Raw genomic sequence first — 26,441 nt, forward strand, 5'->3', positions numbered from 1 at the left:
TATGTCTGTAGTAGGTGAAGAAAGAAAGCGAACCATTCTTGAGAAGGTAGAATTTAAAGGGAAAGTAAAAGTTTCAGAGTTAGCGAGAGAGTTTGCTGTATCAACAGAGACAATTCGCCGTTATTTAGAAGAATTGGATCGTGAAAAGAAGTTGAAAAAAGTGTATGGTGGAGCCGTCCAACTTCCGGGAGCTGGAATAGAGGCACCAATGTTAGAACGAGAGATGTTGCATATAGAAGAGAAGAAGAGAATTGGATATAAAGCAGCAACGTTTGTGGAAGATGGAGATGTTATTGCGATTGATGACGGAAGTACACCACTTCAAATGGTGCCATATCTTGTCCATCGTAAAAATTTAACGATTATAACAAGTTCATTTCCAGTAGCAACACAATTAATTTCTTCTATCAATAAAAAGATGTTTCACGGTGAAGTTTTATTTATTGGCGGAAAAGTATCGCCAAAGCATTCACGTGTGTCAGGGTCTATTTCACAGCAAGTAATCCAGCAATTTCATTTTCATAAAGCATTCGTTTCGATTGATGGATTGTTACCTGGTTTTGGGGTTTCTAGTTTTGAATTAGAAAAGGCAAAACTGTCAGAAGTGATGATGAAATTAGCAGAGAAAACATATATTTTATGTGATCATACAAAAGTAGGGGTAAAAGGAAATTACCGAATAGCAGCGTTTTCGCGTATCCAACATGTAATTTGTGATAAGAAAATGCCATATAGTTTTGAAGAGGAAGTCAAAAAGCATAATATTCAATGGACAATTTGCTAAATACATGGAACTCCCACCTGATTGTGAGGTGGGAGTTTTACTGTCTGCAAATAGCGGGATAAAAGATTTGTATTTATGCAAAAAAAGTGGACACATTTTCTCATCTCTTTCATATAATTTACCAATACAAAAAAAGTTGGTCGAAGGAAAGAAGGGGAAAGTATGTCAGAACGGGTATATAATAAACTCGTATTGTATGCAAATATTTTGCAAAAAATCGGTGTTATTAATGAAAAAGAAAAAAGTGAAATTCTGCATACGATAGGAAAAAAAGCCCTGTGAATAAAGGGCTTTTTATTTTTTATCTATGAAAATATAAACTTAATGTAATATTATCATTGACAATGATAATGAGATTCATTATCATTTATTTGTAGGTAATTGATAAGAATTATCAATTGTAAAAATTATATATGATAGGGGATATTATTTTGAAAAAAAGTTATATTAAGGCGCTAGTAGTAGCGACAACATTAGCAATTCCATTTGCTACATACTCTACTCCAGCATTAGCAGCACTAAAAGCTGAAGCAAACCAGTCGGTGGCAGCAGCTAGTGAACGTACATACGATACTGAGATTAAAATATATAAGGATCAAAAAGATGAGCCATCTATGGTTTCTCAGTACATAAAAAATCCTAAAGTGGCAATTGAAGATGGGAAAAAAATTGTTACTGTAACAATACAAGATAGCGATTATTTTCAATATCTTAGAATAGAGGATAAAAACCAATCTGGTGTATTTCAAGATGTGAAAGTTTTATCAGAAGATAAGAGGAAAAATGGAACGAAAGTAGTCCAATTTGAAATTGGCGAATTTGAGAAGAAGCATAATATGCAAATGCATATACTTATTCCGGCCATCGGATATGATCACAAATATCAAGTTCAATTTGAAATTAAAGATCCAACTGTAGGTGACAAAGAAACAGAGAAACCAGATGATAACTCTAATTCAGGCAATACGGAAACGGATCATCCAGTTGATAGTCAAAATATGATAACAGATAACAAATTAAGAGAACTTGTTAATAAAAAAGTATTTAATAGAAAAGATTTAAATACACCGATTACGAAAGAAGAGTTATTACAAGTAAAGGATTTGTTTTTAAATACGAATGAGATTCTTGATTATAGTGCATTAAAATATATGCCGAATTTAAAATCTTTAACAGTTGCGAATGCGAAGATAACAGATCCGTCGTTCTTTGCGAACTTAAAGCAATTAAATCATTTAGCTTTGCGTGGTAATGAATTTTCAGATGTAACGCCACTTGTTAAGATGAATAATTTAGAATCTCTTGATTTAAGTAATAATAAAATTACAAACGTTGCACCATTAGTTGAAATGAAAAATGTAAAAAGTTTATATCTATCGGGCAACCAAATAGAAGATGTAACAGCATTAGCGAAAATGGAACAACTAGATTACTTGAATTTAGCAAATAATAAAATTACGAATGTTGCTCCATTAAGCGCGTTAAAAAATGTAACATACTTAACTTTAGCTGGTAATCAAATTGAAGATATTAAACCGTTATATTCATTACCTTTAAAAGACTTAGTATTAACACGTAATAAAGTTAAAGATTTATCGGGTATTGATCAAATGAATCAATTAAGTAAATTATTTATCGGGAAAAATCAAATAGAAGATGTGACACCACTTACTAAAATGACTCAACTTACAGAATTAGATTTACCTAACAATGAATTAAAGGATATTACTCCATTATCAAGTCTAGTAAACTTACAAAAGCTTGATTTAGAAGCAAATTATATTTCAGACTTAACATCAGTTAGTAATTTGAAGAAGTTAGTATTTCTAAGTTTTGTTGCAAATGAAATCCGTGATGTTCGACCAGTTATAGAACTAAGTAAAACAGCTTATATCAATGTTCAAAACCAAAAAGTCTTTTTAGAGGATACAGAAGTAAATAAAGACGTCAAAGTACCTATATACGAAAAAGATGGTAAAATCTCTACAAAAATTCGTTTGAAGAGTGAAGGTGGTACGTATAGTAACGATGCAGTTAAGTGGAGTACAGCAGGTGAGAAAGTATATGAATTTGGAGTGAAAGATCCATTTGCGGATACAGGAATCTTCTTTACAGGATCTGTAATTCAAAATGTAGTAGAAAGTAAAGGGGACAACACTTCTAAAGAAGATGAAAAAGTAGAAGTAGTAGAATTTAAAGATGTACCAAAAGGACATTGGTCAGAAGAAGCAATTCATTATTTAGCGAAAGAAAATATTTTCAAGGGATATGGAAATGGACAATTTGGATTTGGGGATAGTATTACTCGTGGACAAGTTGCATCTTTAGTACAAAGGTACTTGAAATTAGAAAATAAAGTAGAACAGAAAGAGAGATTTACAGATACGAAAGGGCATATGTTTGAGCAAGATATTGCTACAGTTGCGCAAGCTGGCATTATGCAAGGAGATGGTACTGGGGAGTTTCGTCCAGAGGGAGTATTAACTCGATACGAAATGTCTGTAGTATTGCATAAAGTATTTCAGTTAAAAGAAGATGGAAATAATAAAGTGAACTTTAAAGATGTACCAACGGGTCATTGGGCAGAAGGTTATGTGAAAACGTTAGCGGATAATAATATATCAAAAGGTGATGGAAAAGGAAACTTTTTAGGTGATGATTTCGTAACACGTGAACAATATGCACAGTTTTTATATAACGCAATAACGAAATAAAAGATGAGAAAATACGTTATTCTTTGATTTAAAAAGAATAACGTATTTTTTATGTATAAAATGAAATAGGCAATAGACAGGAGTATAGACATATGAATGGCCCATTTTAAAGAAGAGCTGTGAAACTATATTGACAAAAAGGCATTCTCATGTGATAATTCAATTAAATTTTTAGAATAATCAAAAAATAAACCTTTTACATAGAAAGGATTTGAACATTATATAAATATTACGCCGGGGGTGACGAAATGTTATTTTTTCTAAAGAAATGGAATGAATTAAAAGATGTGAAATCTGAATTGGCACTTCGTGATTGGTTTTATGGTACAAAAATTAGTTTATCACTCTGTACGTCAAAAGAGCCGCTAACTTTTTTAGTAAACGTTGAGGGAAGAGATAAAGGGTTATTTTCAGAAGAAGATTTTATTGTTGTCAATTGTATGTGTGAGCCAGTATTTGAAAATGAAGAAAAACCAGCTGCGGAATCATTTATGCATGCGGATATTTATAAAAAAAGTAGTGCAGAATGTATTTTACAAGTGCAGACTGTAGATAGTCATTTAATATCAGAGTTATATGGAGAAGAAGGGGAAGTAACATTCGATAAACGTAGCGTGGAACGTGTTTTTGGAAAAGAAGGTATAACAGAAATGACAATTCCTATTGTAGAAGATGAGAAAAAATTCGCTGATTTATTAGAAAATAAAGTGCCGAATTTCGTTGAAGGTGGAGGAGTAGTTCTTGTTCATAATTATGGCATGATTGTGTGGGGGAAAACTCCAGAAGAAACAAAAAAATGGCTAGAGGGTATAGAATATTTAATGAATTACCATGTAAAGTTGTTAATGATAAAAGGTGCAAAGAGCTCTGTTATATAAAATGTTTGTGATGTTGTTACAAGTCAATAAATAAATGAAAGCGTTTTAAAAATAAATTTACTCATAAAATATAGGTCTCCTTATTATATATAGATTACATGTTGACATGTAAGGAGGAACATATTTTGCGAGTTAAATATCATTTTCTGCCAAAACAGCAAGTAACATTTTGCAAAATGAACGATTCAGGTGAAGAGGCTTTGCAAATTATGAATGAAACGGGATTTCGAGCAATCCCTGTATTAGCAGAAGATGAAAAGAAATTCATGGGGCTTATTTATAAAGTAGATCTTTTAGAAAAGAAGTGTAATAGCGGATTAGAGAAATTAAGTACGGAACATATGCTGGAAGATACCTCTGCATTTATTTTTGAAAAGGATTCTTTTTTCAGAGCATTTTATGTTATTCGTCGTCTTCCATTTTTAGCTGTGCTAAATGATTATAATGAATTTGTCGGTATCTTAACGCATTCCAATATATTTGATGTTATTGAAGATTCATTCGGTATGCGGACGGGTGGTTATATATTAACAATTGCAACACAAGATTGTAAGGGAACCATTAAAGAACTTGGGACATTGTTGAAAACATTTAATATCGGTGGACTATTTACGCTAGATAACGGCGATCAATATATTCGTCGCATTATCGTAAATATAACAGATGAATTAAATGAAAAAAGATTAAAGCAATTAATCGAAAAAATAGAGAAAAAAGGATTCAGGGTTAGTCATGTAGATTATATTTAAGGTGAAAAGGAAAGGGAGCAATTTGCTATATGCAGATTGTTCCCTTTCTTAGTTTGAGTAATGAATTTTATTTTGAAACAAGAGGCGGAGATAACGCTAAATCAGATAAAAAAATAAAATCTGCATGTTCGCGAATTTTAGGAATAGAAGTTTCTATAACACGAGATGTAATTTCACCTGGAGGCCCAACATGTCCAATAGCTACCATAATCGGTTTTTCTTGAAGTTTTTTGATGAGTAATTGGGCTTGTTTTGAAATATGTGCCGTTGTATACACATCATCAAAAAATAATTGATTTTCAATAATCGGCACTCCTAATTCTTTCCCGATTTTTGGGACAACACTCTTAGGATTTGTTTTGCTATCTAAATAAAATAAACCGTGTTTTTTACAAGCTGCAAGTATAAGTCGTACAATTCTTTCGTCCGCGGTCACTTTTGATCCCATATGATTGTTCATGCCAATTGCATGCGGTACTTCTTGAATCGCTTGTTCGAGTCGGTTATTTATTTCTTCGTCACTTAAATCAGTTGTAATTGCTTTTGGTCCAAGCCATTCTTTTTTTCCTTTAATAGGTTCCATTGGCATATGTATAATAACTTCGTGCCCTTTCTTATGAGCTGCTATCGCATCTTCCTTTGTGGAAGGGAGAAAAGGCATAACGGCAACAGTAAGTGGAATAGGAAGTGATAACATTTTATCAGTCCCTTTCATATTATTGCCGAAGTCATCGATGACAATAGCTACTTTTTTTGTATGTGCCTTTGCTTGAACAGGAAACAAGAAGGATGGTAAGAACATAGTAAACATAAGCAATGCAATCGTATATTTGCGCATATAAATATTTCCTTTCTATATTATCAATCATCATTATAGTTTGCGTTTTTATATAAATTAAACAAAAAATGTCGAAGAAAAGTATATGGAAAATAGAGAATCCGCTATTTAATTGGTATTTGTAAAAAAAGAAGATGAAAAAAATGTCTATTATTGCGAATGTATTTACAAAGATAGAATAATTTGTAATAATTCTCAAAGTGAGGGTAAAGATTTGTAAATTACAGGGAGAAAATGTTAAATTTTCTGATTCTTCAAATTCAAATGTGATTAAGTAGTTAAAAGGCCGATGGAGAAGTGAAGTTGAGAGCATGGAAGTATAATAAGGGGGATATGGATGTTTACTGTAAAAAGGAAGTACACATTAGAAAAGCTTTCACGTGATATTCATATGAAACGTGAAGAGATGATTCAATTAGGTTTAACGAGTGGGTTGAATAGTATGGAGACAATTCAAGTTAGTCAAGAATTGGACAAGCTTATTTTACAGTACCAGTGTTATAAAGAAAAACAAACACCAAAATGGTTATCAATTATAAAGGTACCTATTTTTCAAATTGGGTATGAAGGGAAATCGAGTAATTTTTGGCGAATGCTTGTGGCTGGTTTTATGAAATAAGTATAATTACCCTTTTGGGATAAGGATAATTATACTATGTGTAACGGAATTTCGATATGAACTGTCGTTCCTTCGTGTTCTATACTGTCAATAAAAATATGCCCATTGTACATCTCTACAATTCGTTTACATATGACAAGTCCAAGACCTGTTCCAGTATCTTTATTAGTAAAGAACGGATGAAAGAGGTGTTTTTGAATATGTTTTGGAATCCCTTTTCCAGTATCTATAATTTGCAATTGTGCGTGTGTTTCATTGTTTGTTACGAAAATAGTTAGTGTGTCACCAGAATTCATGGCTTCAATTGCATTTTTTGTAATGTTTAAAACCACTTGTTTCATATGGTCTTTTGAACAACGGATATGAACAGGATGGTCTGGCAAATGTAAATGGAATACAATGTTATGTAGATTCGCCTCAGATTGAATAATTAATGCTACCTCATTTAGAATGTTTCTCACATCATATGTTTGTTCAATGATAGCAGTTGGCTTTCCAAGAATAAGAAATTCGCTTACAATTTCATTAATCCGTTCTATTTCTTGTTCGATGATGGAAAAATAGAACTGATCTTGTTCATCTTTATATTTCTCTTTTAATAGAGCGACGAGCCCTTTAATTCCGGTAAGAGGATTACGGATTTCGTGGGCTGTACTAGCTGCAAAAGTTCCAACTAATTCAATTTTTTGTAGTTCATTTTGTTGTCTTTCCAGTTTTGTTTGACGTTTTAACAACATATATTGAGCAAGTAAAAATAAAATAGACATTAAAAATAAAGTAGCTATACACTCTATTGAAACCCACTGGTATAAAGTTTTTTGATGGATAGGCAATGGGGTAACAGAGACCTTCCAATCTAATCTTTGGAGTGGAGTGGTCAGCATATTAGAATGCGCATCACTTGTTTCGTTATTATCATCGGTGAGAAAAACTACATCATGTTTATCAGTTACTTCAAAATGGTATTGTGGCTTAATGGCATTTAAAGATGATGAAATGTAGTCAAATCGTAAACTTGCTAGCAATAAGCCTGAGATTTCCTTTTGTTTATTGAAAATAGGAGAAGCAATCATAATAGCTTGATGTCCAAGAACACGATCTGTAATGACTGATGATACAGTTGTTTTCTTCGTTTGTAATACGTCTTGAATATATTTACGATCTGAGACATCAACAGGTGGTCGGTCGCCTTCGGATGCGATTGTAATGATGCCTTCTGGTGTAGCATAATATAAACCAGAAAAACGTGCATCGTTTCCATCTGTATCATGTACAATTTCTTTAACTCCATTTATATTTCCAGTCTCGGTTCCTACGACCTTTGCGAGCATTTCTAATGCGGAAATTGCTTCACCAAGGTGATGATCTAAATAGTCTCTATATAAAAAGAGAACCGTGTGAGCAGATAGTTTGTTTTCCTGTTTCATTTTATACGAATGATATGAATAAAATGTAGCACCAATCCCTATCGTTGGTAGGATAACAAGCACCATATATAAAACTATGCTGTGGAATTTGAATTTCAAATTTGGTACTCCTTCTTTTTTATTATCATTATATATAAACTATGTTAAAATTGTCATGTTTTTATTCAAGAATCATTCATAATATATTTGGGGAGAGGAAATGAATGAGTGAATACTCATTCGGAATTTACATGAAGTACTAAGCTGTTTTTTTATTACTGAGAATTTAAGTGAAGGGTTGAAAGTTGTATGACATCAAATAATGAACGAGAAGATATTTCTCAATCTCTAAAAGTATTTATTGCATTATCTCGTGTACATCGTTCTGTTATGGATACTACAAATAAATCTATACAAAGTAACGGGTTAAATCCAACTGAATTTGCTGTATTAGAACTGCTATATCATAAAGGCGGTCAACCACTTCAGCAAATTGGTGAGCGTATTTTAATCGCTAGTGGCAGCATTACATATGTTGTAGATAAGCTAGAAAAAAAGGGACTAGTAAAGAGAATTCCGTGCCCGAATGATAGACGTGTTATTTATGCACAATTAACTGAGTCTGGAGAGAACTTTATTGCTTCTATTTTTCCAGGGCATGAGCAAGTTATACATCAGTCTTTTGAAATGTTAACGAAAGAGGAAAAGGATGAATTACTTGATCTATTAAAAAAGATTGGAAAATATGAAAAATAATAGTATGTTCCAAAGGGGCTTTGGATAAAGAAATCCAAGGCTTTTTGTATACATGTAATTATGACAGCATTTGCCGTATTTTGCTGAAGAAATAAGAGGAGATTTGTAAGTAAGCATTGAATTATAGTAAGGATGCATATAATGGAGAGGAGGCTCGTTCATGTCATTTAAAGACTATGAATATAAACGGCCAAATATTGAAGAATTGAAAGAGAAGTTTACTGTTGCTTTAGAGAAGTTTGATAACGCAAAAACGGTAGAAGAACAAAAACAAGTTATTCATTCAATTAACGAGATTCGCAACGATTTTGGTACAATGGGGAATCTTTGTTACATTCGTCATTCTGTTGATACGACAGATGCTTTTTATAAGGAAGAGCAAGATTTCTTTGATGAATTCTCTCCAGTTGTACAAGGATATGGTACAAAGTATTATAATGCGTTAATCCATTCTCCATTCCGCGAAGAATTAGAAGCGTATTATGGAAAGCAATTATTTGCTTTAGCGGAGTGTGATTTGAAAACATATTCTGATGAAGTCGTGAAAGATTTACAATTAGAGAATAAATTGTCTTCACAGTATACGCAGTTATTAGCATCTGCAAAAATTGACTTTGCAGGAGAAGAAAGAACGTTATCACAGCTTATTCCATTTATGCAAGGGAAAGAAAGAAGTGAACGTAAAGTAGCAAGTGAAGCATATTACGGATTTTTAGCTGAGAATGAGGAAGAGTTAGATCGTATTTATGACGAGCTTGTTAAAGTGAGAACGAAAATCGCCAAATCTTTAGGTTTCAAAAACTTTGTTGAACTTGGATATGCAAGAATGTACCGTACAGATTATAATGCGGAAATGGTGGCGAATTATCGTCAGCAAGTACTTGATTATATCGTTCCAGTTACAACGGAATTAAGAAAACGACAACAAGCACGTATTGGTGTAGAGAAGTTGGCGTATTACGACGAAAACTTTGAGTTTGCTACTGGTAATCCAACTCCAAAAGGAGATGCGGATTGGATTGTTAATCATGGGAAAACGATGTATAAAGAGTTATCGGCTGAAACAGATGAATTTTTCAATTTCATGCTAGATAATGATTTATTAGATTTAGTTGCGAAAAAAGGAAAAGCTGGTGGCGGATATTGTACATATATTGAGAATTATAAAGCGCCATTTATTTTCTCAAACTTCAACGGAACATCTGGCGACATTGACGTATTAACACATGAAGCTGGTCACGCTTTCCAAGTATATGAAAGCCGTAAGTTTGAAATTCCAGAATACAATTGGCCAACGTATGAAGCATGTGAAATTCATTCTATGAGTATGGAATTCTTTACATGGCCATGGATGAAGTCATTCTTTGAAGAAGATGCAGATAAATATTATTTCTCTCACTTAAGTTCAGCACTTCTGTTTTTACCGTATGGTGTATCTGTTGATGAATATCAACATTATGTATATGAGAATCCAGAAGCATCACCAGAAGAGCGTAAGACAGCATGGCGTAATATAGAGAAAAAGTATTTGCCACATCGTGATTATGAAGATAATGATTATTTAGAGCGTGGTGGATTCTGGCAACGTCAAGGACATATTTATAGCTCGCCGTTCTACTATATCGACTACACATTAGCACAAATTTGCGCACTGCAATTTTGGAAACGTGCAAGAGATAATAGACAAGAGGCGTGGGAAGATTATGTAAATCTGTGTCAACAAGGTGGAAGTAAATCATTCTTGGAACTAGTAGAAGTTGCAAATTTAACATCACCATTTTCTGAAGGCTGTGTGAAAAGTGTCATTACAGAAATTGAAGCGTGGCTACATGCGATTGACGACACAAAATTGTAAAAAACATGCGCTTTTTTTCACATGTTTAACATCGACATAACGAGAAAATGATGAGATAATAAAAGAAAATTCAGAATATTAAAGAGGTGTTTCTAATAAGGAGCACCTCTTTTGACCAACAAAAAGGGGGGAAAGAAGTATGCTTCAATCTAATATGGATGTGAGTTTAGAAAGTTTGGTGAACTCATTACAGTCTACTCGAAGCACGCTATTATCAGAAATTGAAATGTTAAATGATACAGAAGTGAATGTAAAGCCACGCCGTGATAAATGGAGTATTATTCAAATTTTGCATCACTTGCATTTAGTTGAACAATCAGTTACGTCTGCCCTTGTATATGCTTTACAAAAAAATGAAAGAAACACGACTCCATTTAAAGACCTCCAACTTACGCTTGATCGCACATATAAACGAGAAGCACCTCAGCAAATGCAACCAACAGAAACGTTAATGAAAAAACAGCAAGGAATTCAATTGCTAGAACATTCACGACAAGAACTATTACACGCGCTTCATAGTGTGATAGATGAAAAAGATCTATTTGAAAATGGATTAAAGCATCCTATTTTTAATGATTTGAATTTGTATCAGTGGGTTCAATTTCTTGATTTGCATGAACAAAGACATCTTACGCAGTTAAAAGAGGCGAAACACGCAATTTTGCAACGATAATCAGAAGGAAGTGGGAGACCACTTCTTTTTTGATACGTGCATAGTTTTCTTTCTTATTTTGGAATACTACATGGAGAAAGAAAAGAAGGAGTTGAAAAGTATGTCCAAGAAAAAGAAAGAAGAAGAGCGCGCGTGGAAAGCACGTAAAGAAAATCAAAAACCACATGGAAAAGTGAAAGCTTTTGCTGAATTAGTTGAAGGAACAGAAAAAACGTGATGAAATACTCATCACGTTTTTTGTATGAGTGGAAAAGTTAATAAGAAGGTTGTACCAGTCCCTTTTTCACTTATAATATCAATTTTTCCATTCATAGCTTGCACAACGCTGAATACGACCATCATTCCAAGACCAGTACCTTTGTCTTTTGTTGAGTAGAAAGGGGATCCAAGGCGTTTTACTTGTTCTTGATCCATGCCAACTCCTGTATCTTTTATATATAATTGAATATGCTTATGATCAGGAACTAATGTGAAATAAAGATCACCGCCTTTTGGCATGGCCTCAATGCAGTTTTTTAAAATATTTAACAAGCATTGATTTAGTTTTTGTTTTTCTCCCGCGATAAAAAAAGAAGTACTTTGCTTTATATAATGAGTACGCACATTTGCTAAATTAGCAAGCGGTGTAATTAGCGATAATGCATGTAATAGTTCGTCTTCTAACTGTAATCTTTGTTCTTTTTCAATACTTGGTTTTGCAAAGGTTAAATAATCTGTAAGAACGTGATTTGCTTGTTCGATTCCGTTGATGGCTATGTCAATATATAATTTTCGCTCTTGCTCAGTGCAGGTATCTGACTGCAAAAGTTGTAAAAATCCTTTCGTTGAAGTTAATGGGTTGCGAATTTCATGAGAGATGGATGCTGCCATTTCACCAATTAAATGAAATTTTTCAGCATTCATAAGTTCGTTTTGTAGACGAACTTGAGTTTGTAATATGTGTAATAAATATAAAATAAGGATGGTACCAAGTATCGTACATAACTCATATACAATAATATGTGGTATATAATCAGCCTTATTTGTAACCTTTGAAAGGAAGAAAGGTATCCAACTAAATCCGTATGTGAGACTGTAGATAATAGCAAGTATTATTTTTATACGATTAGAAGTTCGATTGAAAAATTTGTATGTAAATAGTAGAACAATAAATAGAAGGATAGAACCGATAAGCGATGGGAAAACACCTATTCCTCCTAATAAGAAGCGGTATATATTTAATACCACTAATATTGATCCACCGGCAATAGGACCTCCGGTTAATGTACCGACAACTAATACGATATGACGCATATCAAATTGAAATCCATAATCTGTTTTTGCTGCGAAAGTGATACATAGTATAGTAACGAGGCAACATAATACAATAAATATAGCTGAATTTAATTTAGGAGAGCGTTTCCCTTTTTGATTCCAAAATAAATGGTATACGAGCATTGTAACAAGGATGAATAATATATTTAAAAAGAGATAAATAATAAAGGATTTCAGTGGGATGCCTCCTCTCTTCTCTTCTCATATTAAATTAATCATACTATAAAATGAAAGAAATGAAATGATAAATAGCGGAAAAATCAGAAATTTTTTCTGGTAGTATACAATATGTTACAATAAGCTTTGTCAATGAAAGAAGGAATTCCGTGCAATGCGCGGGAGAGGTTCGCGAACTCCCTCTATAAAAAACTATGGAAACAACAATATCTTTAGGTATTGTTTTGTTTTTTTATTGTGACAGTTCAAGAACGTTCTTTCTTCTTATTCGTAGTAGAGAAGGAGAATGAGTGAAATGAAAAAAGAGAAGGCAGTTGTTGTTTTTAGTGGAGGACAAGATAGTACGACATGTTTATTTTGGGCAATAGAGCAGTTTGCAGAAGTTGAAGCTGTAACGTTTAATTACAATCAACGTCATAAGTTAGAAATTGATTGTGCGGCGGAAATTGCAAATGAGCTAGGAGTTAAACATACGGTGCTAGATATGAGTCTATTAAATCAACTTGCTCCAAATGCGTTAACGAGAACGGATATGGAGATTACACATGAAGAAGGTGAATTGCCATCGACGTTTGTAGATGGACGAAATTTACTATTTTTATCATTTGCTGCTGTATTAGCAAAACAAGTTGGGGCACGTCATATTGTAACGGGTGTATGTGAAACTGATTTTAGTGGTTATCCAGATTGCCGTGACGTGTTTGTGAAATCGTTAAACGTTACTTTAAATTTATCCATGGATTATCCGTTTGTAATTCATACACCACTTATGTGGATTGATAAAGCGGAAACATGGAAATTATCAGATGAACTTGGAGCATTCGAGTTTGTTCGAGAAAAAACATTAACATGTTATAACGGAATCATTGGTGATGGTTGCGGTGAATGTCCAGCATGTCAGCTTCGTAAAGCAGGATTAGATACGTACCTACAAGAACGCGAAGGAGCAAATAACTAATGGATAATTTCTTTGGATTTCGCATCGTAGAAAATTTGCAAAAAATGGACAAGGATATTCAGCGTAAACAGCTTAAATATCATAATAAAAGAGTAATGGTCAGCAAGGAATTTACATTTGATGCAGCACACCATTTACATTGTTATGAAGGGAAATGTAAAAACTTACATGGTCACACATATAAAGTTGTATTTGGGATTAGTGGATATGTAAATGAAATCGGTCTTGCGATTGACTTTGGAGATATAAAAGAAATTTGGAAGAATGAAATAGAAATCTATTTAGACCATCGTTATTTAAACGAAACGTTACCAGCAATGAATACGACTGCTGAAAACATGGTCGTTTGGATTTACGAAAAGATGGCAGAAGCATTAATAAAAGATAATCGTGCGAACGAATATAAAGGAGCTCGTGTTGAATTTGTTCGTCTTTTCGAGACGCCAACTAGTTATGCGGAAGTAAGACGGGAGTGGATGCTCGATGAGTAAAATCCCTGTCTTAGAAATATTTGGTCCGACTATTCAAGGTGAAGGAATGGTTGTAGGACAAAAGACGATGTTTATCCGTACAGCTGGCTGTGATTACAGCTGTGCTTGGTGTGATTCTGCTTTTACTTGGGATGGATCGGCTAAAGATCAAATTAGACAGATGACAGCAGAGGAAGTTTGGAATGAGCTTGTAGAAATTGGTGGCGAAAATTTTTCTCATGTTACGATTTCAGGTGGAAATCCAGCGTTGCTGAAAAATATTGAGTTTCTTCTTTCTATATTAAAAGAGAATGGAATGCGAACGGCAATCGAAACGCAAGGGAGTAAATGGCAAGATTGGTTACTTCAAATTGATGAGATAACGATTTCTCCAAAACCACCAAGTTCGGCAATGAATACTGATTTTCAGAAGTTAGATACTGTTATTCAGAAACTAGCAGGAAAAGATATTAGTTTAAAGGTAGTAGTATTTGACGATTATGACTTTGAGTATGCAGTTAAGATGCACGAACGTTATCCAGATGTACCATTTTTCTTACAAGTAGGGAATGATGATACAAAAACAGTGGATGACGCGATGTTGATTAAAAAATTATTAGATAAGTATGAGTGGCTTATTGAAAAAGCGGTTAACTGTAAAGAAATGAATAATGCAAAAGTATTGCCGCAGCTTCATGCGTTAGTATGGGGAAATAAACGCGGGGTATAATGAGAAGGGATGTTTAAAATGGCAGGAAGATTAGATGAAGATTTAAAAGATGTAACGTTATTAGGAAATCAAAATACAAAATATTTATTTGAATATAGCCCAGAAATTTTAGAGGTATTTGATAACAATCATCCAAACCGTGATTATTTTGTTAAATTCAATTGTCCTGAATTTACAAGCTTATGTCCGAAAACAGGCCAACCAGATTTTGCAACAATTTATATTAGCTACATTCCAGAACAAAGAATGGTAGAGAGTAAATCTTTAAAGCTATATTTATTTAGTTTCCGCAATCACGGTGACTTCCACGAAGATTGCATGAACGTTATTATGAATGACTTAATTAAATTAATGGATCCGCGCTATATTGAGGTATGGGGTAAATTTACGCCACGTGGAGGGATTTCAATTGATCCTTACTGCAACTACGGTCGCCCAGGAACGAAGTATGAACAAATGGCAGACTACCGCATGATGAACCATGATCTATATCCAGAAACAATTGATAATCGTTAATATATAACAGAAAGAAAGGATCTGTATGACATACAGATCCTTTCTTTCTGTTATATTATGCATTTTGATTAATGACAGTATAGTTTTTATGACTTACAACTGTAAGAGGTTCCATATCTAGTTCTCTAAAATTTTCCATAATTGTTATATCTACAATAACGGAGTTTTGATTTACTTTTTGAACACGGCCTTGCATTCCACCTTTAAATTCAATGATATCTCCAGTTTCTGCGATCTGCATAAGCAACTCTCCTTGTTACAGTTTTCCCAAAAAAGAATAATTTTGGTTTTTTTATTTCTTCTTATTTTGAACCATATTGTCCATTTTGTAAATGTTTCCAAAGTAAAAATTCGAAAAATATTCACTTTTTGTAAGAAAATATGCAAGAACGCCAAGTTATTAGAAGAAAAGAACGGTTTAAATGTGAATATCTTTATATCGGGGTATAATGAAGATTGCAATAACCTACTAAAGTGGGAGAAATTAGAGGCGGTAAAATGATGTTTGAGTTTGTGGGGAGTGCTATAGCGTTAACTTTATTTGTATTTTCTTATATAAATTTAAAAAAGATTCGTCATCATGAAACGACTACATATTTTGATGGGATGGATGGTATACATGCTGGGGTCACACATGAGAGTGGCGGGGATATGTAAAGGTGTATAACTTTCTTTTTTTGCGTGGTATGATATGTAAAAATAGTACATAATAGAGTTCGTAAGTGATGAATGGAGAGTGGAAAGAATGAAGATTTCTTTTATTCGTCATGGTCGCTTAGATCGTACTATAGAACCAATGACGGTTACATCCTTTCAGGAATGGATGAAAGGATATGACTTACATACTATAACAGAAAAAGCACCTATACCAATGGAAACAATGGAAGCGGTTGAAGCAGCAAAATTGATTGTAACGAGTGATCAAAGGTGTGCTATACAGTCAGCAGCTGAATTAATGGATTCTTTATCTTTTATGCAAAATTCCCTTTTTAGGGAAGCTGAAGTTCCGACGAGTTTTTATGCTCCAAAATGGTTGAAGTGTAAACCTAACATATGGATGTTTATCGGACGAACAGTGTGGATACTTGGTTACCATAAAAATGTTGAGTCTTATAAGGAAGTAAGGGAGAGGGCAAAGCAAGCCGCTTACTTATTACACCGTTACGCTCTCGTACATGGAAGTATTGCTCTAGTAGGTCATAATTATGTGAATGTAATGATTGGTGCGGAACTGAGAGCGATGGGATGGTCTGGTACGCCTATTTTGCACAGAGAGCCATGGGGATGTACAACATATACGTTTCACGAGGCGATGAATGGAAATGTATTGAATACGAATTTAACATAAAAGCACACGATTTATATAAATCGTGTGCTTTCTTTTTAAGATATAGAAATTTTGATGTTTAATGTTTTTACGAGATGTGCATAAGGTTCGCCTACAAGCATAACGATTTGATCTTTTTTATAACCTAGTTTTTCGTATAGTGAATAGGCACGTGTGTTTTCTAAATTAACAAGTAATGCGATTTTTTCATACACCTTTTCAGTTGCATGGATTTCAGCAGCTTCAATTAATTTAGAACCAATTCCTTTTCCGCCATATGCACTTGAAACTGATAATGTATCAATGTAATATTCATCAAGCTCAGCTTCTTTTTCTAACGTAATCGATTCATTTTTATGTAATTCTCTTAAGTGACGTACAATTGGTGCATCGAGCATTGTTGCTTCACTACCGTGATAAGCGACAATAATTCCGACCGCAATTCCGTCTTGTTCATATACAAAACAGTTTTCGTAGCTCAGTCGATTTCTCTCTTTTGAGAACCATGTTTCAAGTCCTAGTAATACTTCGGTCTCAACTGTGCTACCTGTGATTTTTTCAGCAATTTCGTGCAGAGCGTTATACAATAAAGGCGCAATTGCCATCGCATCTGTCTTTTTTGCTTTCCGAATCATAGTATCCCTCCTAGTTCTATTTATATATTGTAGCATAGTGGTATGGAACTTTGCATAATTGAATGTCGAAATGTTTGATATAGAGAAGTAGCTATGTTAGTATATGATATTTAGTGGACATATAGTAAAGTGATATCGTTTGCGAATAATGAAAATGAAATGAAGGTATAGCACCTGGATAATTTTACAGTTGTTGACCTATAGAATATACGATAAAATAAAATATTGCATAGAGGTGAAATACATGGATGAACAATTAGCAAATACAATTTTAGACCAGCTGAAAAATGGTGAAATAAAGGAGTATGTTGCAACGAAAGATGTATTTTATACGTTTAGGAAAGTTGTAGTAGGGCGTGAAGATTTTAAACATATTATTGGGAACGCGCAGCGCGGCGGACAGGTAATTTATACATATTCAGAAACGCCACGTTCGTAACTAGAAGAATATAGGGGAGGAGAATTATGGGCGATTTTAAACAAGGCATATTACCGCATTGGGATTATATGTGGAAAGATAGAGCCGGCAATAGGTTTATGGGGATGGTCATGTATCCAGAGAAACGTAAGTGTTCGGCAAAAATGCTTCAGAAAATAAAAAGAGCATATGAAGAGGCTGTAGAAATTAAAGTAACTGTACAAGTTCAACATACATATCAGTACGTAGAAGGAATGATTGTGTACTTTGATGAAGAGGCCCCTGTATGTACAATGATTGATAAAGATGAAAATCCACATCATATATTTGTAAAAGATATTTTGCGAATTGAGCACTCTGAATAATTTTTTCATAAATAAGTTGAATTTCCATAATAATAATCTTTTTCTATAATAGTTATCTTTTAGTATGTAACGCGAACCGAAAGTATATGTATAATATTTAATAAACTAAAATTGATAAATGTAATCGTTTTTTAGAACAGATTATCGTTTCATGTCTGTTCTTTTTTGCGTGATGCTGGAGAAATATATTCCTCCAGCATTTGCCGTTTTATGACAAAATATATTGGCAACTTTTTTAAAAATAAGGTTAAATTCGTTGACAACTTTTTTGAAAAGCACTTTATTGACATGAGTTTTAGAATGTTGTTTCATAGTCATTGTATTGAAAAAAATCGACTGTCTTGTCGAAAAGTAAAATTTAAAAAAAGAAAGAATTTATACATATATCTTGTGTCTTATTTTGAAACGTAATACAATATATAGAGAAAACAAGAAACAACATACAGAGAGTATAGATTGGAGAGGGAGGGTCGGAAATGATAGTTGCATATGATTCTATGACAGGAAACGTGAAGCGTTTCATTCACAAATTAAATATGCCGGCCGTTCAAATTGGTGAAGATCTAGTAATAGATGAAGACTTTGTTTTAATTACGTATACAACAGGTTTTGGCAATGTACCAGAACGTGTTTTAGAATTTTTAGAGCGCAATAATGAAAAATTAAAAGGCGTATCTGCAAGCGGCAATCGTAACTGGGGAGACATGTTCGGTGCAAGTGCTGACAAAATTTCTGCTAAATATGAAGTGCCTATTGTATCAAAATTTGAGTTATCAGGAACAAATAACGATGTAGAATATTTTAAGGAAAGGGTGCGGGAGATTGCGACACATTGAACTGAATAATGAAATCACGCAAATGCAGGACGGTTTTTATCAGCTTCATAAAGATAAAGAGGCATTAGAAGTCTTTATGGAAGAAGCTAGAGAGAATACCGTTCCTTTTAATAGCGTGGCAGAGCGAATGGAGTATATGAAAGAACATGATTACTATTACAATGTTCTGGACGAGTATAGCTTGGAGGAAGTAGAAGAAGTATATAACATCGCTTATGGTGAAAACTTCGAGTTCCAATCTTATATGGCAGCATCTAAGTTCTACAAAGATTATGCGTTAAAAACAAATGATCAAAAACAATACTTAGAAAGCTATGAAGATCGTGTAGCAATTGTGTCATTATACTTAGGACGCGGTGATGTTGCGAAGGCAAAACAATTCGCAAGCATGATTGTAAAACAAAACTACCAACCAGCGACACCAACCTTTTTAAATGCGGGACGAAGCAGAAGAGGAGAAATGGTGTCTTGTTTCTTGTTAGAGATGGACGATAGCTTGAATTCAATCGGCTTTAACATTAATACTGCAATGCAATTATCAAAAATCGGTGGTGGAGTAGCCTTAAACTTATCTAAGCTACGCGCACGCGGTGAGCAAATTAAAGGTATCGATAACGCTGCAAGTGGTGTAGTACCTGTTATGAAATTACTTGAAGATTCGTTTTCATATGCGAATCAGCTTGGCCAACGAAAAGGTGCCGGCGCAGTATACTTAAACATTTTCCATTGGGATATTATTGAATTCCTTGATACAAAAAAAATAAATGCCGATGAGAAGAGCCGTATTCAGTCTCTATCAATCGGAATTATTGTTCCAAGTAAGTTCTTTGAGCTTGCTGAGAAAAACGAACCTTTCTATGTTTTCGCGCCTTATACGGTGTATAAAGAATACGGAAAGCATTTAGATGATATTGATATCGATGAAATGTACGATGAATTAATGAGCAATCCGAAAGTGAAGAAGAAGCCGCTAGATATTAGTGCACGTGATATGCTTATTAAAATTGCTATGATTCAGCTTGAGTCAGGTTATCCGTACTTAATGTTTAAATCAAATGCAAATAACCAACATCCACTGAAGGATATTGGAACTGTGAAGATGTCGAACTTGTGTTAAATATGTAGCACCTTCTAGTAGAAATGCTAGTCGAAAACTCCGTTAAACGGGGAAAGCCTCAAATTTGAGGTAACCTACCGTGCTAAATCTTATCTTAGAATGGAAATATAAAAGTTCAGAATGTATCTTATTATTTTGTATAGCAGAGTTATGGGACAACATAAAGTAATAAGAGACTTTCTGAAGTATTAAGATAAGTAAAAGCCTAACGACTATCCCTTAGGGGAGTAGAGCGCAAGCGATTGGCGTTCGAAAAGCGGAGCACCTAATCAGGTAATGCTGTAGGTGATGATATAGTCTGTCCTGTATGGTGACATACAGCAGTTGCATGAGCAACGGACTGAGGAGTAGCGAACTCGGTTGAACATTCGAGACAGAAATCTTCCAGCTTCAAGAAACTTCTGAAATAAATGATTACGGTACCGATGATATAATTCGCCGTGATATTAACTGTAATTTAGGATCGTTAAATATCGTGAATGTAATGGAAAATAAAGAAATTCGTGAAGCCGTTCACGCGGGAATGGAAGCTTTAACAGCTGTTTCTGATATGACGATTATTCCGAATGCACCAACTGTGAAAAAAGCGAATGATGAGCTTCATTCAGTTGGACTTGGTGCCATGAACTTACACGGATATTTAGCTAAAAATAAACTCGCTTATGAAAGTGCAGAAGCGAAAGAGTTCGCTCGTACATTCTTTATGATGTTAAATTACTACTCTATTGAGAAGAGTATGGAAATCGCTAAAGAAAAAGGCGAAACATTTAAAGACTTCGATAAGTCTGATTATGCGAACGGCACATACTTTGAAAAGTATGAAACGACTGATTATAGCCCAGTAACTGAAAAAGTTCAGCAACTATTTGAAGGAATCCACATTCCAACAAAAGAAGATTGGACAAGTTTAAAAGAGCAAGTACAGAAGAATGGTTTATACAACTCATATCGTCTTGCCATCGCTCCTACGCAATCGATCAGTTACGTTCAAAATGCAACTTCAAGCGTAATGCCGATCGTAAGTCAAATCGAATCAAGAACGTATGCAAATGCGACAACCTATTATCCAATGCCGTATTTATCAAAAGATACGTTCTGGTACTATAAATCGTCTTACGATATGAATCAGTTTAAATTAATTGATTTGATCGCAGAAGTTCAAGAACATATTGACCAAGGAATTAGTACAATTCTTTACGTTAACAGTGATATTTCAACACGTGAGTTAGCACGTTACTATATCTATGCACATAAAAAAGGCTTAAAGAGTCTGTATTATACGAGAACACGTAAGTTAAGCGTGGAAGAGTGCGTGGCTTGTACCGTTTAATATAAAAAAGTAAGACATGATGAGCAGGGTTTTTTGAACCCTGCTCATGCTTAGTTATTAATTTTTCATGTTTATTTAGAGAAGGGGCGATTGAATGCGTGCGGTAAACTGGAACAAAAAAGAAGATGATTTTAGTTTAATGTTTTGGAAGCAAAACATCGCTCAGTTTTGGACAGAAGAAGAAATCGCAGTGTCTTCTGACAAAAATACTTGGGCACAGTTATCAAAAGAAGAGCAAATTGCTTATAAGCGTGTATTAGGTGGTTTAACACTTTTAGATACGAAACAAGGTGGCGAAGGGATGCCTCTTGTACTTGTTCATCTTGAAAATTTACAAGCGAAAAGTGTATTAGCTTTCATGGGTGCTATGGAAGAAGTACATGCGAAGAGTTACAGTCATATTTTCACAACGTTAGCTACTGAAGAAGAAATTGATGATATTTTTGAATGGGTAGACAATCATCCATTACTTGAAAAAAAAGCTGGTATTGTTACTAGTTACTATCGTCGTTTATTAAAGCCTGAAGTAACGAAAAAAGAGTTATACATGGCAATGGTAGCAAGTGTATTCTTAGAAAGTTACTTATTCTATAGTGGATTCTTCTATCCACTTTACTTAGCAGGTCAAGGCAAATTGACGGCAAGTGGTGAGATTATTAACCTAATAATTCGTGATGAGTCAATTCACGGCGTATTCGTTGGTATTTTAGCACAGCAAATCTTCGCGGAACTTTCTGCAGAAGATCAGCAAGAAGTGCAAAAAGAAACGCAAGAGTTATTAATGGAACTATATGAAATTGAAATGGCATACACAGAAGAAATTTACACTTCTATCGGTCTTGTAGAGGATGTAAATCGTTTCGTTCGTTACAATGCGAATAAAGGACTTATGAACTTAGGACTTGAGCCGAAGTTTGAAGAAGAAGAAATTAACCCAATCGTTTTAAATGGTTTACGTACAGATACGAAAAACCATGATTTCTTCTCTGTAAAAGGAAATGGTTACGTAAAAGCAACGAACGTTGAAAAGTTATCTGATGATGACTTCGTGTTTAATTTTTAATATATGCTCATAAAGAAAAGCTGTCTTATCAATGAATAAGACAGCTTTTCTTTATGAGTTTGTTTACATAACACTATTATTTTTGTATAACGATTTCTATGGAAAAAGTTCTATCCGGCTAATGGATAGAACTTTTTTGTAATTAAATGGGTATTTACAATCCTTTTGTATCGGTGTATTATTTAACTAGTACACTAATACAAAAGGAGGGAAGAAATGAAAATAGAGTTTTCTCCAAATACACCAATTTACATTCAGGTAATGGAATACATAAAAAAAGAAATTGTAACAGGACATTTATTGCCTGGTGACAAAATTCCCTCTGTACGTGAATTAGCGAGTGAATTACAAGTAAATCCAAATACGATTCAGCGTACATTTCAAGAGCTAGAACGGGATGGGGTTGTTGTTACGCGTAGAGGAATGGGACGATATGTAACGAATGAAGGGGAGAAAATTATGGAGCTGCGAAAAGAGATGGCGAAAGAATTACTTCATTCTTTTATAGATGGAATGGACAATTTAGGTTTTTCAGAAGAAGAAATTCTTACAATCCTTCGTTCTTCATTACATGAGAAGAGGGAGGAGAGCGAATGACAGAGTTATTAAAAATAGAAAACTTATGGAAGAGATACGGATTAAAAGCAGTGATTCGTGAATTAAACATAGAGATTACAGAAGGGAAAATTATAGGACTCGTCGGAGATAACGGAAGCGGGAAAACGACGTTATTGAAAATGATTGCCGGTCTGCAGCATCCTTCCGAAGGGCGTATTACAATCGCTGGTAAAAAGGTCGGATTAGAAACGAAAGAAATTGTTTCTTTTATGTCGGATAAACCAGTATTTGATAATTGGATGACGGTAAAAGATTCTTTATTTTTCTATCGAGATTTTTATAAAGACTTCGACATTCAAAAAGCGGTAGATACGATTGCGGAATTTAAAATACCGTTAGAAGAAAAAATTATAGCTTTATCAAAAGGTATGATTGAAAAGCTACAAATTATTTTAACATTTTCGAGGAAAGCGAAGTTGTACGTACTAGATGAACCGCTTGGCGGAATTGATCTCGTTTCTAGAGAGCACGTATTGAATCTCATTCTACAATTTTATAGAGAAGATTGTACGATACTAATCTCGACTCATTTAATAAATGAAGTTGAAAATATTTTTGATGAAGTAATCTTTTTAAAAGATGGAGAAATTGTATTGTATGAAAATGTAGAAGAGTTACGCTTCCAGCGAGGGAAAGCTGTTACAGATGTGTTTAAGGAGGTGTTTAGTAGATGAAGCCGAGCTTAATATATATGTACAATGCGAATAAAAAGCAAATTATTATTTCGCTGCTTTTATTTATATTTGTTATCGCTGTAGCCTTCGTAAGTTTAGGGAATTATATTAAGCAAGAATCAGGAGAGGTAAGGCAAACAATTATAGTTAGTTTCGTTCTTCTAGTATATCTAGCCTTTCTAGCGATGATATACATTCAGGCGGTCTCTGCATTTGGGAAAATGACTGAAAGTACATTATTTCGTTTAACATCGATATCAGGTAAAAAGATTGTTTTAGCAACATTATTATATACTGCAATTGGTCTATTTATTTTTGAAGTAATCAGTTCTATTTTTTTATATAGTATTTCTATGAAAATAATAAAAGGTACAGAGCTCTACGAAGTGTTGTTTGACCAAAGTGTATTAAATCCATTAAAACACCTATTTAGTACTATTGTGTATATATTTAATTTTTCTAGTATATTGCTTATTTTACTTTTTGTAGTAGCGAGCGTGAAAGTGTTTGCTTTAAAAAAGAAGAAGGTAGAATATCCAATTGTATTTTTCTTATTTTTGCTAGTAACAAAATTATTAGGTACGATATATGACATGCTAGGCGGGCTTGCACCTACTGCGCCGTTAATAACAAAATTAATATATATAGATGATTCATCAGGAGCGAATGTGTTGCTCTATCCAGAAAAACTTATGAATTTATATAGTATTGCTTTTTCAATCGGTATATTTATTTTACTTGTTTATATAACAGGTCGCATAATCGACAAAAAACTAGAAGTCTAAAGGAGGAATCAACATTGGGAAACGTAGTAGTAAAGTTAGAGAATGTTCGAAAAAAGATTGGTGGAACGGAAATTATCCGTGGTTTATCATTTGAAGTTCGTGAAGGGGAAGTGTACGGGTTCCTTGGACCGAACGGTAGTGGTAAAACGACGACAATTCGTATGATGACAGGTCTTATATCAATGACAGAGGGCGATATTACAATTTGTGGTCATAGTATTCGCACGGAGCGTGAAAAGGCGCTAGAGCAAATTGGAGCGATCGTAGAAAATCCTGAACTATATGATTATATGACTGGAATGCAAAACTTAAAGCATTTTGCGAATATGGCAATTACACCAATTAGTAAAGAGCGCATTGCTGAAATTGTAAAGCTTGTTGAGTTAGAGCATGCGATTCATAAAAAAGTGAAAACATATTCACTTGGTATGAAACAACGTTTAGGAATTGCACAGGCATTACTTCATCAGCCGAAAATCTTGATTTTAGATGAGCCGACAAATGGATTAGATCCAGCTGGTATTCGCCAAATTCGAGATTATTTACAACGTTTAGCGAAAGAAGAGAATATTGCTGTAATCGTATCAAGTCACTTATTAAGTGAAATTGAACTCATGTGTGATCGCGTCGTTATTATTAAGCAAGGTGAGTTTGTGCAAGAGTACAACTTACACGAACAAGCGAAACATGATGAGACAGTAGTTGTAGCATTTGAAGTAGATCAAGTACAGAAAGCAAATGAAATCATTAAAGGTAAGACACAAGGAAATGTAATTGCAGTATCTGTAATGAAAGAAGAAATCCCACAACTTGTAAAAAAACTTGTGAATGACGATGTGCTTGTATACGGAGTTACTGTTAAAAATAAAACGTTAGAGGATGAGTTCTTAGCGATTACAGGGGGAGTGAAGGCGTAATGTTTAAATTAATTCAAAATGAATTTTTAAAGTTACATGCGAAAAAAGGTATGTATATTTTAATTGGTGTCATTGCAGTATTGGAGATTTTGGGAGTTTTAGCGATGCTGAAATGGGGAGACGGAAGTGAATTTAAAGGATCATATTTAGATTTTGCAAGTTCAGATATTGGTTTAATTACTTTACTTGCAACAATTTTTAGTATTACGATTGCTACTCGTATGATTACGGATGAGTTCCAAAAAGGTACAATTAAGCAATTATTAATCCGTCCAAGAAAAAGAATTACCGTTTTATTCTCTAAATATATTACAGTATTACTTACTATAGTATTTATCATATTTGCTAACACGATCATTTCAATGATGATTGGCGGAATTGTAATGGATGGTAGTAAAACAGAATTAACGGTAGGAATCGTAATGAAATCTACTTTATATCAAGTACTTTCACCGTTCTTCTTTGCGACACTTGCATTTTTCTTAGCAAACGTGTTTAGAAAGTCTGTATTACCATTAATTATTACGATGTTCCTCTTCTTCTTACAAGGACCAATTAATATGGTACTGATGATGTTTGCAAAAGGTGTAGCGAAATTTGTAGTGTTTTTCCATTTGAATTTAAGTGTGTACGATAGTAATAAACTAGTAAGTGGCGGAATGGAACCAACATTTACAGAGTTTACATTTACAACTTCATTATTACTTGTAGCTGCATACTTTGTTGTATTACTTGTAGCATCAAGTGCATTATTCCAAAAACGTGACGTATTATAATAAAAGAAATCCCCGCATGTAAAAACGGGGATTTTTATTACATAACTTTCTTGTAGATTTCAATTGAAAAAAATGATTACTATATGTTGTTTGGAAGAATTTAAGAAAAACAGGAAGAATTTCAACTATATTCATATTATAAT

Annotated in this window: 30 protein-coding genes, 1 pseudogene and 1 riboswitch; of the genes and pseudogenes, 26 read left to right on the top strand and 5 right to left on the bottom strand. The window is 33.8% G+C overall.

The window, feature by feature from the left end:
* Nucleotide 1: 1 nt before the first annotated feature.
* From F8162_RS18360 to cbpA, 4 genes are all read left to right on the top strand, one after another.
* The gene (locus F8162_RS18360; RefSeq protein WP_151631184.1) at nt 2-784 is read left to right on the top strand and encodes a DeoR/GlpR family DNA-binding transcription regulator; all 783 of its coding nucleotides are present in this window, start codon (nt 2-4) and stop codon (nt 782-784) included.
* Nucleotides 785-1,215: 431 nt separating this feature from the next.
* Nucleotides 1,216-3,498 (top strand): NEAT domain-containing leucine-rich repeat protein, encoded by a 2,283-nt coding sequence (locus F8162_RS18365; protein WP_151631183.1) that lies wholly within the window; start codon nt 1,216-1,218, stop codon nt 3,496-3,498.
* A gap of 248 nt (nt 3,499-3,746) precedes the next feature.
* A complete protein-coding gene (locus tag F8162_RS18370; RefSeq protein WP_151631182.1) occupies nt 3,747-4,376 on the top strand; it encodes a class II aldolase/adducin family protein in 630 nt (209 codons plus the stop codon).
* Between the two features lie 125 nt (nt 4,377-4,501).
* On the top strand, nt 4,502-5,125 hold the full coding sequence (cbpA, locus tag F8162_RS18375) for a cyclic di-AMP binding protein CbpA (RefSeq protein WP_151631181.1): 624 nt from the start codon (nt 4,502-4,504) through the stop codon (nt 5,123-5,125).
* A 67-nt stretch (nt 5,126-5,192) separates the two neighbouring features.
* Here the strand turns inward: cbpA and F8162_RS18380 are convergent, their stop codons facing one another.
* Complete coding sequence (locus tag F8162_RS18380) at nt 5,193-5,963, bottom strand: divergent polysaccharide deacetylase family protein (protein WP_151631180.1); 771 nt, start codon at nt 5,961-5,963, stop codon at nt 5,193-5,195.
* Nucleotides 5,964-6,300: 337 nt separating this feature from the next.
* Here F8162_RS18380 and F8162_RS18385 point away from each other — a divergent pair, with 337 nt between their 5' ends.
* The gene (locus F8162_RS18385; RefSeq protein WP_000495532.1) at nt 6,301-6,582 is read left to right on the top strand and encodes an aspartyl-phosphate phosphatase Spo0E family protein; all 282 of its coding nucleotides are present in this window, start codon (nt 6,301-6,303) and stop codon (nt 6,580-6,582) included.
* Between the two features lie 29 nt (nt 6,583-6,611).
* Here the strand turns inward: F8162_RS18385 and F8162_RS18390 are convergent, their stop codons facing one another.
* Nucleotides 6,612-8,108 (bottom strand): DUF3149 domain-containing protein, encoded by a 1,497-nt coding sequence (locus tag F8162_RS18390; RefSeq protein ID WP_151631179.1) that lies wholly within the window; start codon nt 8,106-8,108, stop codon nt 6,612-6,614.
* A gap of 189 nt (nt 8,109-8,297) precedes the next feature.
* Between F8162_RS18390 and F8162_RS18395 the strand changes: the two genes are divergently transcribed.
* The 4 genes from F8162_RS18395 (at nt 8,298) to F8162_RS29090 (ending at nt 11,489) form a co-directional block, all read left to right on the top strand.
* Nucleotides 8,298-8,744 carry a MarR family winged helix-turn-helix transcriptional regulator gene (locus F8162_RS18395; protein WP_000203340.1) on the top strand — a complete coding sequence of 149 codons (447 nt, stop codon included), beginning with the start codon at nt 8,298-8,300 and terminating at the stop codon, nt 8,742-8,744.
* Between the two features lie 160 nt (nt 8,745-8,904).
* Entirely contained in the window at nt 8,905-10,599 is a 1,695-nt protein-coding gene (locus tag F8162_RS18400) for a M3 family oligoendopeptidase (protein ID WP_151631178.1), read from the top strand.
* A gap of 139 nt (nt 10,600-10,738) precedes the next feature.
* On the top strand, nt 10,739-11,272 hold the full coding sequence (locus F8162_RS18405; protein ID WP_087979889.1) for a DinB family protein: 534 nt from the start codon (nt 10,739-10,741) through the stop codon (nt 11,270-11,272).
* A gap of 100 nt (nt 11,273-11,372) precedes the next feature.
* Nucleotides 11,373-11,489, top strand: coding sequence for a DUF6254 family protein (locus F8162_RS29090; protein ID WP_000038254.1), 117 nt, complete (start codon nt 11,373-11,375; stop codon nt 11,487-11,489).
* Nucleotides 11,490-11,500: 11 nt separating this feature from the next.
* Here the strand turns inward: F8162_RS29090 and kinB are convergent, their stop codons facing one another.
* On the bottom strand, nt 11,501-12,709 hold the full coding sequence (gene kinB, locus F8162_RS18415; RefSeq protein ID WP_151631177.1) for a sporulation sensor histidine kinase KinB: 1,209 nt from the start codon (nt 12,707-12,709) through the stop codon (nt 11,501-11,503).
* Nucleotides 12,710-12,921: 212 nt separating this feature from the next.
* Nucleotides 12,922-12,965, top strand: a riboswitch (PreQ1 riboswitch).
* 93 nt (nt 12,966-13,058) lie between these two features.
* Between kinB and queC the strand changes: the two genes are divergently transcribed.
* The 4 genes from queC to queF are packed head-to-tail and all read left to right on the top strand — an operon-like array spanning nt 13,059 to nt 15,437.
* Nucleotides 13,059-13,721, top strand: a complete 663-nt coding sequence (gene queC / locus F8162_RS18420; RefSeq protein WP_151631176.1) for a 7-cyano-7-deazaguanine synthase QueC — start codon at nt 13,059-13,061, stop codon at nt 13,719-13,721.
* Nucleotides 13,721-14,212, top strand: coding sequence for a 6-carboxytetrahydropterin synthase QueD (gene queD, locus F8162_RS18425; protein ID WP_000368410.1), 492 nt, complete (start codon nt 13,721-13,723; stop codon nt 14,210-14,212). Before queC ends, queD begins: the two co-directional genes overlap by 1 nt.
* Nucleotides 14,205-14,921: a 7-carboxy-7-deazaguanine synthase QueE gene (gene queE / locus F8162_RS18430; RefSeq protein ID WP_151631175.1), complete on the top strand. Its 717-nt coding sequence runs from the start codon at nt 14,205-14,207 to the stop codon at nt 14,919-14,921. Before queD ends, queE begins: the two co-directional genes overlap by 8 nt.
* An 18-nt stretch (nt 14,922-14,939) precedes the next feature.
* On the top strand, nt 14,940-15,437 hold the full coding sequence (gene queF, locus F8162_RS18435) for a preQ(1) synthase (RefSeq protein WP_000918895.1): 498 nt from the start codon (nt 14,940-14,942) through the stop codon (nt 15,435-15,437).
* A gap of 55 nt (nt 15,438-15,492) precedes the next feature.
* On the opposite strand, the gene F8162_RS18440 is transcribed toward queF, so the two are convergent.
* The gene (locus F8162_RS18440) at nt 15,493-15,678 is read right to left on the bottom strand and encodes a YkvS family protein (RefSeq protein ID WP_001165081.1); all 186 of its coding nucleotides are present in this window, start codon (nt 15,676-15,678) and stop codon (nt 15,493-15,495) included.
* A gap of 257 nt (nt 15,679-15,935) precedes the next feature.
* On the opposite strand from F8162_RS18440, the gene F8162_RS18450 reads away from it, so the two are divergent.
* Nucleotides 15,936-16,094, top strand: a complete 159-nt coding sequence (locus tag F8162_RS18450) for a hypothetical protein (protein WP_192797646.1) — start codon at nt 15,936-15,938, stop codon at nt 16,092-16,094.
* Between the two features lie 88 nt (nt 16,095-16,182).
* Nucleotides 16,183-16,785, top strand: a complete 603-nt coding sequence (locus F8162_RS18455) for a histidine phosphatase family protein (protein ID WP_151631173.1) — start codon at nt 16,183-16,185, stop codon at nt 16,783-16,785.
* A gap of 35 nt (nt 16,786-16,820) precedes the next feature.
* On the opposite strand, the gene F8162_RS18460 is transcribed toward F8162_RS18455, so the two are convergent.
* Nucleotides 16,821-17,399, bottom strand: a complete 579-nt coding sequence (locus F8162_RS18460; RefSeq protein ID WP_151631172.1) for a GNAT family N-acetyltransferase — start codon at nt 17,397-17,399, stop codon at nt 16,821-16,823.
* A 244-nt stretch (nt 17,400-17,643) separates the two neighbouring features.
* Here F8162_RS18460 and F8162_RS18465 point away from each other — a divergent pair, with 244 nt between their 5' ends.
* From F8162_RS18465 to F8162_RS18520, 11 genes and pseudogenes are all read left to right on the top strand, one after another.
* On the top strand, nt 17,644-17,838 hold the full coding sequence (locus tag F8162_RS18465; RefSeq protein ID WP_000344283.1) for a hypothetical protein: 195 nt from the start codon (nt 17,644-17,646) through the stop codon (nt 17,836-17,838).
* A 26-nt stretch (nt 17,839-17,864) separates the two neighbouring features.
* A complete protein-coding gene (locus F8162_RS18470; RefSeq protein ID WP_000502201.1) occupies nt 17,865-18,182 on the top strand; it encodes a hypothetical protein in 318 nt (105 codons plus the stop codon).
* A gap of 476 nt (nt 18,183-18,658) precedes the next feature.
* Complete coding sequence (gene nrdI, locus F8162_RS18480; RefSeq protein WP_000634376.1) at nt 18,659-19,018, top strand: class Ib ribonucleoside-diphosphate reductase assembly flavoprotein NrdI; 360 nt, start codon at nt 18,659-18,661, stop codon at nt 19,016-19,018.
* Nucleotides 19,005-20,132 (top strand): annotated as a pseudogene (locus F8162_RS18485) (ribonucleotide reductase N-terminal alpha domain-containing protein); the annotation flags it as partial. The gene nrdI and the pseudogene F8162_RS18485, both read left to right, overlap by 14 nt.
* A gap of 382 nt (nt 20,133-20,514) precedes the next feature.
* Nucleotides 20,515-21,465: a ribonucleotide reductase gene (locus tag F8162_RS18490; RefSeq protein WP_313956675.1), complete on the top strand. Its 951-nt coding sequence runs from the start codon at nt 20,515-20,517 to the stop codon at nt 21,463-21,465.
* 94 nt (nt 21,466-21,559) lie between these two features.
* Nucleotides 21,560-22,528, top strand: a complete 969-nt coding sequence (gene nrdF / locus F8162_RS18495) for a class 1b ribonucleoside-diphosphate reductase subunit beta (protein WP_151631171.1) — start codon at nt 21,560-21,562, stop codon at nt 22,526-22,528.
* Nucleotides 22,529-22,744: 216 nt separating this feature from the next.
* A complete protein-coding gene (locus F8162_RS18500) occupies nt 22,745-23,125 on the top strand; it encodes a GntR family transcriptional regulator (protein ID WP_000687513.1) in 381 nt (126 codons plus the stop codon).
* Nucleotides 23,122-23,820 carry an ABC transporter ATP-binding protein gene (locus tag F8162_RS18505; protein ID WP_151631170.1) on the top strand — a complete coding sequence of 233 codons (699 nt, stop codon included), beginning with the start codon at nt 23,122-23,124 and terminating at the stop codon, nt 23,818-23,820. The genes F8162_RS18500 and F8162_RS18505 overlap by 4 nt, the downstream gene beginning before the upstream one ends.
* On the top strand, nt 23,817-24,605 hold the full coding sequence (locus F8162_RS18510; protein ID WP_151631169.1) for an ABC transporter permease: 789 nt from the start codon (nt 23,817-23,819) through the stop codon (nt 24,603-24,605). Before F8162_RS18505 ends, F8162_RS18510 begins: the two co-directional genes overlap by 4 nt.
* A gap of 14 nt (nt 24,606-24,619) precedes the next feature.
* Complete coding sequence (locus tag F8162_RS18515; RefSeq protein ID WP_151631168.1) at nt 24,620-25,522, top strand: ABC transporter ATP-binding protein; 903 nt, start codon at nt 24,620-24,622, stop codon at nt 25,520-25,522.
* Nucleotides 25,522-26,298, top strand: a complete 777-nt coding sequence (locus F8162_RS18520) for an ABC transporter permease (RefSeq protein ID WP_151631167.1) — start codon at nt 25,522-25,524, stop codon at nt 26,296-26,298. The genes F8162_RS18515 and F8162_RS18520 overlap by 1 nt, the downstream gene beginning before the upstream one ends.
* Nucleotides 26,299-26,441 lie beyond the last annotated feature (143 nt).

The organism is Bacillus sp. CH140a_4T (assembly GCF_008923725.1).
Taxonomy (GTDB): domain Bacteria; phylum Bacillota; class Bacilli; order Bacillales; family Bacillaceae_G; genus Bacillus_A.

Coding starts and splice junctions, on each gene's coding strand:
- F8162_RS18470 (WP_000502201.1), top strand. CDS start 17,865: ATGGGCGATTTTAAACAAGGCATATTACCGCATTGGGATTATATGTGG.
- F8162_RS18455 (WP_151631173.1), top strand. CDS start 16,183: ATGAAGATTTCTTTTATTCGTCATGGTCGCTTAGATCGTACTATAGAA.
- F8162_RS18510 (WP_151631169.1), top strand. CDS start 23,817: ATGAAGCCGAGCTTAATATATATGTACAATGCGAATAAAAAGCAAATT.
- F8162_RS18360 (WP_151631184.1), top strand. CDS start 2: ATGTCTGTAGTAGGTGAAGAAAGAAAGCGAACCATTCTTGAGAAGGTA.
- F8162_RS18380 (WP_151631180.1), bottom strand. CDS start 5,963: ATGCGCAAATATACGATTGCATTGCTTATGTTTACTATGTTCTTACCA.
- F8162_RS18460 (WP_151631172.1), bottom strand. CDS start 17,399: ATGATTCGGAAAGCAAAAAAGACAGATGCGATGGCAATTGCGCCTTTA.
- queC (WP_151631176.1), top strand. CDS start 13,059: ATGAAAAAAGAGAAGGCAGTTGTTGTTTTTAGTGGAGGACAAGATAGT.
- queF (WP_000918895.1), top strand. CDS start 14,940: ATGGCAGGAAGATTAGATGAAGATTTAAAAGATGTAACGTTATTAGGA.
- F8162_RS18500 (WP_000687513.1), top strand. CDS start 22,745: ATGAAAATAGAGTTTTCTCCAAATACACCAATTTACATTCAGGTAATG.
- F8162_RS29090 (WP_000038254.1), top strand. CDS start 11,373: ATGTCCAAGAAAAAGAAAGAAGAAGAGCGCGCGTGGAAAGCACGTAAA.
- F8162_RS18505 (WP_151631170.1), top strand. CDS start 23,122: ATGACAGAGTTATTAAAAATAGAAAACTTATGGAAGAGATACGGATTA.
- F8162_RS18385 (WP_000495532.1), top strand. CDS start 6,301: ATGTTTACTGTAAAAAGGAAGTACACATTAGAAAAGCTTTCACGTGAT.
- nrdF (WP_151631171.1), top strand. CDS start 21,560: ATGCGTGCGGTAAACTGGAACAAAAAAGAAGATGATTTTAGTTTAATG.
- queE (WP_151631175.1), top strand. CDS start 14,205: ATGAGTAAAATCCCTGTCTTAGAAATATTTGGTCCGACTATTCAAGGT.
- F8162_RS18400 (WP_151631178.1), top strand. CDS start 8,905: ATGTCATTTAAAGACTATGAATATAAACGGCCAAATATTGAAGAATTG.
- queD (WP_000368410.1), top strand. CDS start 13,721: ATGGATAATTTCTTTGGATTTCGCATCGTAGAAAATTTGCAAAAAATG.
- F8162_RS18395 (WP_000203340.1), top strand. CDS start 8,298: ATGACATCAAATAATGAACGAGAAGATATTTCTCAATCTCTAAAAGTA.
- kinB (WP_151631177.1), bottom strand. CDS start 12,709: ATGCTCGTATACCATTTATTTTGGAATCAAAAAGGGAAACGCTCTCCT.
- F8162_RS18370 (WP_151631182.1), top strand. CDS start 3,747: ATGTTATTTTTTCTAAAGAAATGGAATGAATTAAAAGATGTGAAATCT.
- nrdI (WP_000634376.1), top strand. CDS start 18,659: ATGATAGTTGCATATGATTCTATGACAGGAAACGTGAAGCGTTTCATT.
- F8162_RS18405 (WP_087979889.1), top strand. CDS start 10,739: ATGCTTCAATCTAATATGGATGTGAGTTTAGAAAGTTTGGTGAACTCA.
- F8162_RS18440 (WP_001165081.1), bottom strand. CDS start 15,678: ATGCAGATCGCAGAAACTGGAGATATCATTGAATTTAAAGGTGGAATG.
- F8162_RS18520 (WP_151631167.1), top strand. CDS start 25,522: ATGTTTAAATTAATTCAAAATGAATTTTTAAAGTTACATGCGAAAAAA.
- F8162_RS18465 (WP_000344283.1), top strand. CDS start 17,644: ATGGATGAACAATTAGCAAATACAATTTTAGACCAGCTGAAAAATGGT.
- F8162_RS18450 (WP_192797646.1), top strand. CDS start 15,936: ATGATGTTTGAGTTTGTGGGGAGTGCTATAGCGTTAACTTTATTTGTA.